Consider the following 13074-nt stretch of genomic DNA (forward strand, 5'->3'; position numbering starts at 1 on the left):
TTTGTCGCGAGTTCCGCACGCAAAGGAAAGCACTTAATGTGCTTTCCGTCTTGCGCAGGACTGTAGAGCAGCAAACTTAACCGCCCCGCCCGGCAGGCGAGCGGACAGCGAACGACATCTGTCCAACAATTCGTGCGAAACACAATGAAAAACCGTTTGATGTGAGTTAATATAAACAACGTCGTGAATCTGACTCCTGCCACATGCATGACAGGGGTTAAACACAAAAAAGGAGTCAACTATGGTTTCTGAGAAGGCTACCCTCGTTAATCCTCAGGGTCTGCACATGCGTCCGGCTGGTCTGTTCGCCTCCACCATGGGCAAGTACGCCTGTGACGTGACGGTCGTCACCCCCGAGAAGGAGGTCAACGGCAAGTCCCCGATGGCCCTCATGGCTGCTGGTATCCCCTGCGGTACCGAGGTCGAGGTCAAGTGCGACGGCGCCGACGAGGCCGAGGCTCTGGCTGCTGCCATCGAGCTCATCAAGAGCGGTCTTGGCGAGTAGAACTCAAACGGGTCGCATGTTGAACAACTAAGTTCATATTTGGGGGCGCAGTGACCTGTTGTAAGGTAGCTGCGCTCTTTTGTCATGGATATGGCAAAACGCTTTATCACATGACACGGAGAGAGGAATGGGAATGTATCAGGGAGTCAACGCTTCCGAGGGCATCGGTATCGGCACCGTCATGGTCGCCGTCGATCCCGACTTGACGTTTGAGCCGCACGAGGTTGCTGATTCGGCAGCAGAGAAGGAGCGCTATCAGTCCGCTCTTTCGGTCTTCTGCGAGAAGACCCAGGCTCAGGCCGACCACATGAAGGAGACGGTGGGCGAGGCCGAGGCCGAGATCATGAGCGGACACATTGTCTTGGCTCAGGACCCGGGCATGACCGACGCCATTAACGCCGCCATTGACGGCGGCACCTGCGCCGAGCAGGCGCTCATGGACACCTCGACCATGTTCGAGAACATGTTCCTGTCCATGGACGACGAGATGTTCCGTCTGCGCGCGGCCGACATCGCCGACATCCGCACCGGTATTCTGGCCGAGCTGCTGGGCAAGGAGGTCGTCGACCTCTCCGTCCTGCCCGAGAACACCGTCGTTGTCGTGCATGACCTCACGCCGTCCATGACCGCCACGATCGATAAGGCCCACGTTGCCGGTATCGTCACCGAGACCGGTGGCCGCACGTCGCACTCCGCGATCATTGCGCGCGCCCTCGAGATCCCGGCTGTCCTTTCGGTCTCCAACAGCTGCACCGCACTGCGCAACGGCATGACCGTCGTCGTCGACGGCGGCAAGGGTATCGTCGAGGCCGATCCCGACGAGGAGACGCTCGCTGCCTACACCGCCAAGGCCGAGGCCTTCGCTGCCGAGAAGGCAGCCCTCGAGGCCTTCCGTGGCAAGCCGTCCGTGACTGCCGATGGCATCAAGAAGATCATCGCCTGCAACATCGGTAACCCCGATGACGTGCCCAACGCGCTCGATCACGACGCCGAGGCTATCGGTCTGTTCCGCTCCGAGTTCCTGTTCATGGACTCTGCTGAGCTTCCTTCCGAGGAGGAGCAGTTCAACGCCTACCGTAAGGTCGCCAGCGCGCTCAAGGGTGCTCCGGTCATCATCCGCACGCTCGATGTGGGTGGCGACAAGGAGATTCCGTATCTGCATATGGTCAAGGAAGACAACCCCTTCATGGGCTTCCGCGCCGTGCGTTACTGCTTGGCCAATCCCGACCAGTACAAGGTCCAGCTCCGCGCTCTGCTGCGCGCTAGCGCCTTCGGTGACGTCAAGATCATGATCCCGCTCGTCACCTGCGTCGAGGAGGTCTTGGCTGTCAAGGAGCTCGTCGAGCAGTGCAAGGCCGAGCTGACCGAAGAGGGGCGCAAGTTCAACGAGAACATCGAGGTCGGCATCATGGTCGAGACGCCCGCCGCTTCGCTGCTCGCAGACCGTCTTGCCGAGGTCGCCGACTTCTTCTCCATCGGCACCAACGACCTGATCGGCTACACCATGTGCGCCGACCGTGGCAACGACACCATCTCCAACCTGTACCAGGTGTACTATCCCGCCGTGCTCCGGTCGCTCAAGAACATCATCGAGAGCGGCGTGAAGGCCGGCATCATGGTCGGTATGTGCGGCGAGGCCGCTGCCGATCCGCTGCTCGAGCCGCTGCTGATCAGCTGGGGCCTGGAGGAGTTCTCGATGAGCGCTCCGTCGATCCTGCGCGCCCGCAAGACCATCAGTCAGTGGACCAAGGCCGAGTGCGACGAGCTCGCCGAGAAGGCGCTCGCCTGCAACACCGCCGCCGAGGTCAAGGCTCTGCTCGAGTCCGCAGCTCGCTAATTTGGTATCAGAGGTAACCGCGTGGTTGGAATGGGCCGGCCACGCGGCCCTCACATATACAGGGGGTACTGTAAATGTTCTACACGCTAACCGCTAACCCGGCTGTCGACATGACGGTTTCGAGCTCTCCGCTCGAGCCCGACGAGAACGTCCGCACCGGCTCGGCCAGCTACACGGCTAACGGCAAGGGCCTCGACGTGTCCTTCGCCTTTAAGAAGATGGGCGTCGACACCGTCGCGCTCGGCTTCTTCGCCGGCTTCACGGGCAAGTTCATCGTCGAGGAGGTCATGAACCTGGGTTGCCTCTGCCGCCCGGTCTGGACCGACGGTATCACGCGCATCAACACCTACGTCAACGATGGCCAGCACGAGTACGGCATCCTGAACCCGGGTGCTCCGATCACGCCGCAGCACCAGGAGGAGCTCTACAACATCCTGGACACCGCGGGCGATCTCGAGTGCCTGATCGTTTCCGGCTCCGTGCCTCCCAAAGCTACGCCTGACTTCCTGGCTCAGGTCATGGAGCACGCTCAGGCTCGTGGCGCTGATGTCGTCCTGGACCTGTCCTCCGACAAGCTCAAGGAGCTCGCTCACAAGAAGCCTCTGCTCATCAAGCCGAACCATCACGAGATGAAGGCCATCTTCGGCGTGCCGGTCGACACCGACGACGAGGTCCGCGTTGCCATGAAGATGGCTCACGACGCTGGCGTTCAGAACGTGCTGCTTACCCGTGGTAGCCGCGGCGACGCTTACTTCTCCAACGGCGAGGACATCTGGTACGCCAAGCGTGAGTTCAACATCAAGCTGGTTTCTTCCGTCTGCGCCGGCGACTGCACCCTCGCTGCGTTCCTGCACAAGTGGTACAGGGATCGCGACAACGTCGAGGAGGCCATGAAGCTCGCTATGGCCACCGGCGCCAACGTTGCCGAGTCCGTCGGCATTGGCGACTTCGGTCACGTCGACGAGTACAGCAAACGCGTTGCTGTCCGCAAGCTCGATCGTCAGTAATCGAAACGCGACATATTCGTGCGCATGCGGCGCCCCGGTTTCGGCCGGGGCGCCTTTTTTGTTCCGTCATGGGGGAGAGATGTTCTGCCGTACTTCATCGCTTCCACACCGTTCACCGAGTTGTTGTAGCCTTTTGTCGATGCGTGGAATATACTTTCATCAACACGTTGCTTCGTGAAAGGAACATTCATGATTTACACGCTCACTGCAAATCCCGCCATTGACTACAACATCGCCTGCGACAGTCTTGCTGCCAACACCGTAACGCGTACCCGCAACGCGGTCTATACGCCCAACGGCAAGGGCCTTAACGTCTCGTTCACTCTCGATCACTACGGTGTCGACACCACGATCCTGGGCTTCTTCGCTGGCTTCTCGGGCGAGTTCATCGTCAAGGGCGCCGAGGCCCTGGGTGTGCCCGTCAAGCCCGTGTGGACCGACGGCATCACGCGCGTCAACGTGTTCCTCAACGCCGGCCCCGACACCGAGTACAACATGGTCAACGCCGGTGCCGCCATCAACGAGGCCAACGAGCAGGAGATGTTTGAGCTCATCGATTCGCTCGATGACATGACCTGCCTGGTCATCAGCGGCTCGCTGCCTCCCAACACTTCCGAGGGCTTCCTGGCCGAGGTCCTGCGCCGCGTCAAGGCCAAGGGGGCCGAGTTCGTCCTCGATATCTCGAGCCATCAGCTGGCTGACCTCATTGCCATGGAGCCGCTGCTGATCAAGCCCAATGACGACGAGCTGCTCGACATCTTTGGCATCAAGGTGAGCGGTGGCGACGACGAGTCCGTCAAGGGCGCTATGGCCGAGCTGCATGCAAAGGGCGCCAAGAACGTGCTGCTGACCCTCGGTGGCGACGGCGCGTACTTCTCCAACGGCGAGCATATTTGGTTTGCCAACCGCACCTTCGACGTCAAGCTGCTGTCGACGGTGTGCGCCGGCGATTCCTCGCTCGCTGCCTTCCTGTCCGTGTGGCACGACGCCCCCGAGCGCGTCGAGGATGCCTTGCGTCTTTCGATGGCCACCGGCGCCAACGTGGTCGAGTGCCCCGGTCTGGGCGATTTTGCCAAGGTGGACGAATATAAGAAGCACATTGAGGTTCGCCAGGTCTGCTAGCAGCATCGATACGTCGTTGCCGAACACCCGCTTTGGATTACCAAAGCGGGTGTTTTTTGCGCGCTGAACGTATGTGGCGTCTGCTGTCTCGTTTTATCTAATCGACGACGCGATTGCGTGTGCGTGCTTTCTCGTTTCTTGTTAGACTTCTTGAGAACCATCGATTTACGCTCACAAGTGCAGGAGGCCATAGGCATGTGCAATGTTTCGCTCAACGGTACGCAACCGTCCGATGCGTCCCTGCGCGTCCTGCGCGCGCTTGAGGCGGCTGGTCTTGAGGCTTGGTACGTGGGCGGTTGGGTGCGCGACGCCCTGATGGGGTGCCCCAGCCACGATGTTGATATGTGCTGTAGCGGCCTGTGGCAGGAGTCCAAAGCGGCGCTCGAGGCCGCCGGCATCGCGGTCGTGGAGTCGGGCATTAAATTTGGCGGAATCACGGCTATTTCCGATGGCGAGCGTATCGAGGTCACCACGTACCGTTTGGATGGCTTTTACACCGATGGTCGCCATCCCCAGAGTGTGGAGCGTGCCGCCTCGCTCGAGGACGATCTGGCGCGCCGCGACTTTACCGTCAACGCCATGGCCTGGCATCCCGAGCGCGGGCTTGTCGACCGCTACGACGGCCAGGGTGACTTGGAGCGCAAGCTGATTCGCGCTGTCGGCGATCCCAAGCGTCGCTTTAACGAGGACGCCCTGCGCATGCTGCGTGCGGTACGCTTTGCCTGCCGCCTGGACTTTATGATTGAGCCCGAGACTAAGCGCGCGCTTGCCGAGTGCGCGCCGCTGCTCGATGCCGTGGCGCGTGAGCGTGTGGGTATTGAGCTCGAGGGCATTCTTTCGACCGGTCATGGGGGAGACGCGATGCTCCGCTATCCCGAGCTCATCTGCGCCGCTGTGCCCGAGCTGGCCCCGGCCCGTGGCTTTGACCAGCGTAGCGTCTACCATGCCTTTAACGTCTACGAGCATATCGCCCGTGTGCTGACGGTGGCGGGGGAGCTCGCGCTGTGTGACGGCGTCGCGCCCTCGTCGAGTCTTATGTGGGCGGCGTTTTTGCACGATGTGTCCAAACCCGAGTGCTTTACGGTCGATCACGCCGGCAGCGGACACTTCTACGGTCATCCCGAGCTCGGTGCCAAGAAGGCGCGCGTCATTATGGATCGCCTGGCGCTCTCGCACGACTTGGTGCGCGACGTGTGCCTGCTCATCAAATACCATGACAAGCCGCTGCGCCCCGAGCGCTCCTGCCTGCTCAATATGATGCGCGCGCTTTCGGGTGAGGGAGTCGACACGGCCCACCTGATTGACGAGCTCATGGACCTTAAGCGTGCCGACACACTTGGCAAGGCCCCGTCGTGCTTCTATTACGTTGAGACGATTGAGGAGATGCGCGCGATGGCGCACGAGCTGCTGAAGGCGGGGGAGCCCTATACGCTCAAGATGCTCGCCATCAACGGCGGCGACCTGATCCGTGCCGGAGTCAAGCCCGGGCCGGAACTGGGGCAGCTACTCAACTCCGCCCTCGACGCCGTGATCGAAGACAAAATCCCCAACGAGCGCGAAGCTCTTTTGGTCCATCTCAACTTGAATTAGCTACCCAGTTTACCTGCGTGTTCCATAACCTGCCGACAATTTTTTGGCAATTTGGAATTTCTTCTTGCGCTGACGTTTTTTGTCCCGTAATATATTTCTTCGCAGCACGGCAGTGCAGATGTCATGTGGCCCGTTCGTCTAGCGGTTTAGGACGCCGCCCTCTCAAGGCGGAGATCACCAGTTCGAATCTGGTACGGGCTACCACGCATTTGATACCCGGGCTTCCCATGGAAGGCCGGGTTTTTTATTTTCAAACAACCGTCTGCAATTCCCGTTTGAACCAGAGCTTTGCGTTCTGCCTATGGCCCTTACGGGTACAATAACCAAGATATTTTGACTGTTAGAAGGAGTCTCATGACGGAGTCCTCTCAGCATACGTCTAAGCCCCAGGTCGAGGTTGAGGCCTCGGGCGGAGATGACAATAAGAGCGCACGCCGCGGCGCCATCTTTATCGGCGTCGTGCTGGTAGGTTATATCGTCTATCTGGTGGTAACCGGGCAGATGGGGCAGTTCTGGGCCGCTATGTCGAGCGTCCAGGCGTCATGGCTCGTTGTCGCGTGTCTTTGCATGTTCATGTACCTGTTCTTTGGCATTGTGGCCTATGCGATCGCCGTCTGGCTCGATCCCAATTCGCCCGTCGGCATCCGCGACCTGATCTCGGTCGAGGCGAGTGGCATCTTCTTTGGCAACCTGACGCCCATGATGATGGGCTCGACTCCCGCCCAGATCTACCGCCTGACCAAGGCGGGCCAAAACGTGGGCGAGGCCGGCGCCACGCAATTCACGCGTTTTATCGTGTACCAGTTTGGCCTGGTCGCCTGGGGCGCTATCCTGCTGCTCGCCCGTATGCCGTTTTTTGCCGAACGCTACGGCGACATGACGCTGCTGTGCGTCTTTAGCTTTGGTGGACACTGCTGCATCTTGCTTGGCATCTTCGCCGTCGCGCTCATGCCTAAGACCGTCACGCGCGTCGCCCATTGCATCATCAATTGGCTCGAGCGCATTGGTGTCTCGGCCACTAAGATCGAGGGTTGGCGCACGTTTGTCGATGGCGAGATCTACTCCTTCTCCGAGAAGTTCAAGCTTTCGGCCGGACATTTTTCTTCCATGCTGCTCACCGTGTTTATCACCATGCTGCAGCTCGCGTTTTTCTATCTGGTTCCGTATTTCCTGATGCTTGCCTTTGGCCACCACGAGGTCGACTTTTTCTCGGTCATGGCCGCGAGCGCCTTTGTCCAGCTGTTAAGCTCTGCGGTTCCCTTGCCCGGTGGAACTGGTGGCGCTGAGGGCGGCTTTGCATTGTTCTTGGGTCATTTCTTCGGTTCGGCTTCGACCGCCGGCTATCTGCTGTGGCGTCTCATTACGTTTATTGCGCCTACCATTTTGGCTGCGCCCCTGCTGGGACTTAAGAGCGCCCACAACGAGAGCATCCATGCGCGCTGGGATCGCGTGATGCGCAAGCTCGGCCGCACGCCTCAGACGCCCTCTGCGCCCACTAAGCCGCACCCCACGAATGCTGTTACCGTTGATCCCAAGAAGCACGCTCAGAAGGCTTCTGGGACCGCAAAGCCGGCTCATAAGGCCTATGTGCGTCAGACAGGAGACGGTATTCGCGTATCTCCGTCGGCACTCAATAAGAAGAAGCACCCTAAGTCGCAGTAGGGCAGTCGTGCGTTCTTCATGATGCGAGGCATATTTGTGCTGTATGGGGGATAATCCTCTTACGTAGATTATCTCTCATCTGTTGATGAATGCTCGCATATCGAAGGGACACGCCCATGGCAACCAGCAAACCGCGTCTTGATCGTCGCATCGTTCGCAGCCGTAATGCCATCCTTTCGGCTTTCGAGCGCCTGCTCATGGAAAAGCCGCTGGCAGACATTACGGTGAGTGCCATCGCGCGCGAGGCCAATGTCGACCGCAAGACCTTTTACGTTCACTTTGGTACGGTTGACGGCCTGCTCGATGCCATTGCCGTCGATGTGGTGGAGATGATTGTCGACTCAGTCGAGAAAACGCTTGCTTCCATGGACGGCGACACCAACGAGCGCGCCCTGAGCGCGGCGGCGACCTTCTTTAAAACCGTTAACGAGGCACTGTGCAACAACTTGGTGCTCAATCGTCAGCTGATCGAGAATATTCCGCTCGATGATTTCATGGCTCGTCTTCGTGCGCCGCTCGAGCACGAGATTGCCGAGCGAGATCTGCTGCCCCAAGGTCTCAAGGACGAAATGTTCGACTACTATCTGGCGTTTTTGCTGTCGGGTATTATCGGTATCTATCGCACGTGGGCGCTGTCTGACGGCTCGGTTCCTATCGAGCGCGTCTCTGAGGTCGCCAACGATCTGACTCTCAATGGTCTGTCGAGTCTGGAATCTCGCTTGGATTAGGCCTAGTTGGGCTCGTCGGCGTGGAAATTCCTGTTCCTGAGGTTCTCCGGCGCCTTGGAGAGCTTGCCGGCGTAGGAGCTGTAGCCTGAGGATCCTTAAAAGAAAGTCCAGTTTATCCTTCCCACTCCAATTTTGGAATCCTCCGATGCGCCTTCGCACGCTCGCATGACCTCGATACCATGCGAGCGTGCGAACTCGACGAGCTCTGCGTTGCGGGCGTTTATGGTGCCGAAGGCGGCGGGGCACACGATAAGACGCGCGCAGTGGACGAGGAGCTCTTTGGCGCGGGCTATGGTTTTATCCCCGATCGGCTCGAAGGCGCGCTCGGCCACACATTCCGTCGCCAGGTCGCGCGCAAGCTCGCAGTCGATGTCCCCTTCGTGCAGAACGCCCGCGTAGAACGCCTTGCCCTGCCGGATTAGCTGGCGAAACACAGCTGACCCCGTACCTGCGCCGGCGATGACGAACGTGTGCGCATCGCCGTGTGGGCGCCCAATTTCCACGCTGCCGAAGCGCTCGTTGAAGGTGCCATGTTGAAGGCCGTAGAGCTCGCCAATCGTCTCGCGCGTGAATATGTCCTCGGGTGCGCCGGCGCGGAAGACCCGGCCGTCCTTCACGCAAATCACCTTGTCGGCGCTTTTCTGCGCGAGCTCGAGTTCGTGGATGGACATGATGACAGCCACATTCCGCGATTTCGCAAGGTGGCGAAGTATTCGCAGCAGGTCGATCTGGTAGCGGATATCGAGATATGACGTGGGCTCGTCGAGCACGAGCACACGCGGATCCTGTGCGATGGCGCGTGCGAGCATGACGCGCTGGCGTTGCCCGTCGCTTATCTGCATGAAGTCGCGCTCGGCGAACTCTTCCACATGTGCGGTTTTCATGGCCTCGTCGACCCGACTATGGTCGTCGGGCGAGAGTGTGCCCATTCGCCCGGTGTAGGGATGCCTTCCCGCCTCTATGATATCGCGGCAGGTGAGGAGCTCGGTCCGCGGTCGATCTGTCAGCATAACGGCAAGGTTCCTTGCGAACTCCGCCGTCTTCCATCGGGAAATCTCCCGCCCGTCGAGCTCGACCGCGCCGGCAAGCGGTGCCAGATGGCGTGTGATGGTTTTCAAGATGGTCGACTTGCCCGAGCCGTTCGGCCCGATGAGCGCCACGACGTCGCCCGCGCGAACCTCCAGCTCGACGCCTTCGACTACGACCTTCTTGTCGTAGCCCGCCGACAGGTCGCTTATGCGGAAAAGCGGCGCTCCGTCAGCCTTCGTTGCGACCGGGGTTTCGAGGTTCGACTCCCCTCTGAGCGTTTTGGGCCGCGGCATGAATTCCCCCATCTACCTCACTCGTTTCTTCAACATGAGTGCGATAACCACCGGCGCGCCGAAGATGGCGGTGACGGCGCTGATGGAAAGCTCGACGGGGGAGAACAGCGTGCGCGCGATCAAATCGCAGCCCGCGCAGAAGATGGCGCCTCCCAAGAAGCACGCAGGAATCACGCGGATGGGCTTCGACGACTTCAGCGCCGACTTAACGAGATGCGGAACCGCGATGCCTACGAACGACACCGGACCAGCGAACGCGGTCACGCAGGCGGAGAGCATGCTCGCTAGAAGGACGAGCACCACGCGGAAGCGTGCGACGTTCACGCCGACGCTTTTCGCGTAGGCTTCTCCCAGCTGGAAGGCGGAAAGGGGCTTCGATATCGCGAATACGCATGCGCTCACGGTGATCACCACGACCGCGATGACCGCGATGTCGTCCCAGCTCGAACCCGAGAAGCTACCCAAAGACCAGTTGTGCAGGTTCACGATGGACTGGTCGTCGGCGAAGGCGATGAGAAAGTTCGTCGCCGCCGAGCAGATGTATCCCACCATGACGCCCGCCACGATGAGCATGGCCATGGAACTTATGCGCCGTGCGATGAGGAGCACGAAGCCGATGGTGATAAGCGATCCCAGAAACGCTGCGGCCACCATGGCCGGCGAGGACATGGCCTGGTTCGCGCCCAGAAGTACGATCATCGTAAGCGCGACGACGAACTTTGCGCCCGAGGAGACGCCCAAGATGAACGGGTCGGCGATGGGGTTGTTGAAAAACGTCTGCAGCAGGAACCCGGAGAGCGAAAGTGCCCCGCCGAGAAGCACGGCTGAAAGCACGCGCGGCAGACGAATCTCCCAGATGATCTGGATTTCCATGGAATTGGCCGCGCCTCCCGAAAGGATGCCGGGGATGTGGTCTGCGGGCACGAGCACGCTCCCGATGCACAGGTTGGCCCCGACGAGCACGATGAGGGCAACAGCGAGCAGCGCCGTCACGACGCGACACCGCGCGGCGCGCCCCGATTCGTCGTATGTCATGGAAAGCCGGCTTCTCATGGCGCTAGCCGAGCTTCCTCAGATAATGGAAGTTGCTCGCGTCATCGCCGGTGAACGCCCCGTGCAGCTCGTCGATAATGTCGGCGGTGGAAGTCATCTGCTGGTACATGTCGGCGCTTGTGACCCAGACGTTGCCGTTCTTCACGGCTTTGAACTGCGACAATAGCGCGTTTTTGCCTACGAAGTCGTTCAAGGTGGCAACCGATTCGTCGATGGTGCCGTTGTAGACGATAATGTCGGCATCCTTCGCCGTCGCGTAGAAGCGCTCCATTTCGAGCGTTACTGACGAACCTGACGTCGACGCCGTCTGCGCGTCATCGAGCGCGTAGTTGCCGCCTGCAAGCTCGATCATCTGCGCCACGTAGTCGCCCGCCCGCCGCGTGACGGCGGCCCCGTTCGAGTTAATGTAGAAATACGCCACGGTTTTACCTGACGACGCGAGCCTCGACGTTTGCTCGACGCGGGCCTTCTGCTCGTTGAACAGGTGCGCGGCCTCGTCTTCCTTGTCGAACAGGACGCCGAAAAGCTTAATCCACTCGACGCGCCCGAGTGCTTCGGGCTCGCTCGACGACTGTTCGGTGAGCACGACGAGCCCGAGCTTCTGCAGCTTTTCCTTCACATCGGGCGTGTGGTTGATCATGGTGTTCTCGATGGCGAGCGTGCAGCCCGAGGCCGATATTCGCTCGTAGTCGGGCGCGCTGTACTTGCCGCCGTAGGCGATCGCCCCACTTTCGAGTGCGCTTTTGAAGCCCGCGACCGAGCAATCGTCGGCCTTCGTGCCCGACATGAGGATGTTGTCGTTCGCATCGAGCGCGTCGACCAGGCACATCGTCGCCGACGACACGAGGTACACCTTGTTGGCGGGACGCCTTATGACCGCGATGTCGGAGCTCAACCCATCAGGTACCTTTGCATCTTGCGGTACCACGAGGAAGCGCTCCCCGTTCGAAATGCAGATAAGCCGCAGGCCGCCTTCGTACTCGTCGACAGTGAAGTGCTCGGCGTATTCAAGCTGAAGCGTCCCCGTCGGCTTCCAGCCGCAGCCCAAATCGGCGTTGTGGAAGTCGGCCGCGGCGTTTGAAGCCGTTCCCGCAGGGGAGCCGCCGCTTGCTTCGTCGCCCGATTTCTCCTTCATGGTGGATGAATCGAAGTGGAGCGTGTAGTCGATGGTGTGCGGCGTCGACATGGCGACGGTCTCGGCCGACACGGCGATGTCCTCGTCGAGCGTGACGGGTATCTCGAACGTGGAGTAGCCGCCGTCGTTTACGGGCGCGTAGTCCACGCCGTTGACGGTCATTTTGTCGTAGTTCGAACTCGACCAGGTGATGGTCGCGGTGTAGGTGTCGCCATCCTTCACAATTGTGGTGGGTGAGGCGATGCTTGCGCGCCCTGACCCGCCGGAGAGCGAGACGCTCACAGTGTATTCCTGAGAGCCTGCCGTGCCACCGGTCGCGTTCGGGCTCGCACTGCACCCCGCGAAGGGAAGCGCGAGCAGGGCGACGAGAACGCAGGCGATCGCGCGCACCGCGATGCTGCGACGCTTCCTGCTTTCCCCCTTGGGAAGAATCGACCGCATGGCGTTACTTCAGTGCGTCGGCGCGCAGATCGACGCCGGCGGATTCGAACACGAGCGTGCGGTCGTACCACTGCTCTTTTCTAATACTCCACGCGGCGCAGGCGGTGTCCTCGTCGAGCGCTTCAACGGGCACGTCGTAGGTGTACTTGCCTTCCGCGTTTTCCACATAGGGGATGAAGTCGGCCTCGCTCGCGGCGGCAGCCTCGTCACCCGTGCCCATGAAGAGCTTGCCGTAGCCCGTGCCGGAAAGTGTCATCACGCAGTGCATGGAGCCGTTTTCCACGATGAGCTGGGCGTCCACAATCCTGAACATGTTCGAGCTGGAATCTACGGTGATCGGATAGGTGCCGTCGGCCACCTTGTCGGCGGTGATGGGGGCAGCGCTTGCGCCCTCGGGCGCATCGGCCGCCTGTTCGGTCTTTTCCTGGGAATCGGCATCGCTTGCCTTTGCGCTGTCGATTGAATTTCCGCCGCAGCCGGCGAGCGAGAACGCGAAAAGCGCCGCCGACAGGGCGAAGGCGAGGGTTTTCTTCAACATGGAGGAGTTCCTTTCAATCGCTTCGACCGCCCGCGCCGTGCGGCGGGCGGGCGGGATGCGAATGCAACGGGCATGCGCCGTCAGTCGGGGAAGGCGCATGCCCGTTGCACGAGGACGCGACCGGCGCCCCCGTG

Annotated in this window: 11 protein-coding genes and 1 tRNA gene; 8 read left to right on the forward strand and 4 right to left on the reverse strand. The window is 60.4% G+C overall.

Annotated elements, in window-relative coordinates; genetic code table 11:
* The first annotated feature begins 241 nt into the window (after window positions 1–241).
* The 8 genes from I1969_RS04275 to I1969_RS04310 all read left to right on the forward strand — a co-directional run bounded on the left by I1969_RS04275 (window position 242) and on the right by I1969_RS04310 (window position 8451).
* Window positions 242–505 (forward strand): HPr family phosphocarrier protein, encoded by a 264-nt coding sequence (locus I1969_RS04275; protein WP_022094575.1) that lies wholly within the window; start codon window positions 242–244, stop codon window positions 503–505.
* A 133-nt stretch (window positions 506–638) separates the two neighbouring features.
* Window positions 639–2342, forward strand: coding sequence for a phosphoenolpyruvate--protein phosphotransferase (gene ptsP / locus I1969_RS04280; RefSeq protein WP_035138206.1), 1704 nt, complete (start codon window positions 639–641; stop codon window positions 2340–2342).
* Window positions 2343–2416: 74 nt separating this feature from the next.
* Entirely contained in the window at window positions 2417–3349 is a 933-nt protein-coding gene (locus tag I1969_RS04285) for a 1-phosphofructokinase family hexose kinase (RefSeq protein ID WP_006233969.1), read from the forward strand.
* Between the two features lie 189 nt (window positions 3350–3538).
* Window positions 3539–4471, forward strand: coding sequence for a 1-phosphofructokinase family hexose kinase (locus I1969_RS04290; protein ID WP_195233176.1), 933 nt, complete (start codon window positions 3539–3541; stop codon window positions 4469–4471).
* A 195-nt stretch (window positions 4472–4666) separates the two neighbouring features.
* Window positions 4667–6061 carry a CCA tRNA nucleotidyltransferase gene (locus I1969_RS04295; RefSeq protein WP_195233178.1) on the forward strand — a complete coding sequence of 465 codons (1395 nt, stop codon included), beginning with the start codon at window positions 4667–4669 and terminating at the stop codon, window positions 6059–6061.
* A gap of 127 nt (window positions 6062–6188) precedes the next feature.
* Window positions 6189–6265 (forward strand) — tRNA-Glu (locus I1969_RS04300).
* Between the two features lie 150 nt (window positions 6266–6415).
* Window positions 6416–7723 carry a lysylphosphatidylglycerol synthase transmembrane domain-containing protein gene (locus I1969_RS04305; protein WP_006233965.1) on the forward strand — a complete coding sequence of 436 codons (1308 nt, stop codon included), beginning with the start codon at window positions 6416–6418 and terminating at the stop codon, window positions 7721–7723.
* Between the two features lie 116 nt (window positions 7724–7839).
* Complete coding sequence (locus I1969_RS04310; RefSeq protein WP_052044155.1) at window positions 7840–8451, forward strand: TetR/AcrR family transcriptional regulator; 612 nt, start codon at window positions 7840–7842, stop codon at window positions 8449–8451.
* A gap of 95 nt (window positions 8452–8546) precedes the next feature.
* On the opposite strand, the gene I1969_RS04315 is transcribed toward I1969_RS04310, so the two are convergent.
* The 4 genes from I1969_RS04315 to I1969_RS04330 are packed head-to-tail and all read right to left on the reverse strand — an operon-like array spanning window position 8547 to window position 12940.
* Window positions 8547–9785 carry an ABC transporter ATP-binding protein gene (locus I1969_RS04315; RefSeq protein ID WP_229028251.1) on the reverse strand — a complete coding sequence of 413 codons (1239 nt, stop codon included), beginning with the start codon at window positions 9783–9785 and terminating at the stop codon, window positions 8547–8549.
* Window positions 9786–10808 (reverse strand): FecCD family ABC transporter permease, encoded by a 1023-nt coding sequence (locus I1969_RS04320; protein WP_035138214.1) that lies wholly within the window; start codon window positions 10806–10808, stop codon window positions 9786–9788. It abuts the gene before it with no gap.
* Between the two features lie 22 nt (window positions 10809–10830).
* On the reverse strand, window positions 10831–12402 hold the full coding sequence (locus I1969_RS04325; protein WP_195233180.1) for an ABC transporter substrate-binding protein: 1572 nt from the start codon (window positions 12400–12402) through the stop codon (window positions 10831–10833).
* Between the two features lie 4 nt (window positions 12403–12406).
* Window positions 12407–12940 carry a hypothetical protein gene (locus tag I1969_RS04330; protein WP_035138217.1) on the reverse strand — a complete coding sequence of 178 codons (534 nt, stop codon included), beginning with the start codon at window positions 12938–12940 and terminating at the stop codon, window positions 12407–12409.
* Between the last annotated feature and the right edge of the window lie 134 nt (window positions 12941–13074).

The sequence above is a fragment of the Collinsella aerofaciens genome, assembly GCF_015548375.1.
GTDB classification, from domain to species: domain Bacteria; phylum Actinomycetota; class Coriobacteriia; order Coriobacteriales; family Coriobacteriaceae; genus Collinsella; species Collinsella aerofaciens_AB.

Bases quoted from the DNA above. Each gene is read 5' to 3' on its own strand.
- I1969_RS04285 (WP_006233969.1), top strand. From the start codon at position 2,417: ATGTTCTACACGCTAACCGCTAACCCGGCTGTCGACATGACGGTTTCG.
- I1969_RS04275 (WP_022094575.1), top strand. From the start codon at position 242: ATGGTTTCTGAGAAGGCTACCCTCGTTAATCCTCAGGGTCTGCACATG.
- I1969_RS04330 (WP_035138217.1), bottom strand. From the start codon at position 12,940: ATGTTGAAGAAAACCCTCGCCTTCGCCCTGTCGGCGGCGCTTTTCGCG.
- I1969_RS04310 (WP_052044155.1), top strand. From the start codon at position 7,840: ATGGCAACCAGCAAACCGCGTCTTGATCGTCGCATCGTTCGCAGCCGT.
- I1969_RS04305 (WP_006233965.1), top strand. From the start codon at position 6,416: ATGACGGAGTCCTCTCAGCATACGTCTAAGCCCCAGGTCGAGGTTGAG.
- ptsP (WP_035138206.1), top strand. From the start codon at position 639: ATGTATCAGGGAGTCAACGCTTCCGAGGGCATCGGTATCGGCACCGTC.
- I1969_RS04325 (WP_195233180.1), bottom strand. From the start codon at position 12,402: ATGCGGTCGATTCTTCCCAAGGGGGAAAGCAGGAAGCGTCGCAGCATC.
- I1969_RS04295 (WP_195233178.1), top strand. From the start codon at position 4,667: ATGTGCAATGTTTCGCTCAACGGTACGCAACCGTCCGATGCGTCCCTG.
- I1969_RS04320 (WP_035138214.1), bottom strand. From the start codon at position 10,808: ATGACATACGACGAATCGGGGCGCGCCGCGCGGTGTCGCGTCGTGACG.
- I1969_RS04315 (WP_229028251.1), bottom strand. From the start codon at position 9,785: ATGGGGGAATTCATGCCGCGGCCCAAAACGCTCAGAGGGGAGTCGAAC.
- I1969_RS04290 (WP_195233176.1), top strand. From the start codon at position 3,539: ATGATTTACACGCTCACTGCAAATCCCGCCATTGACTACAACATCGCC.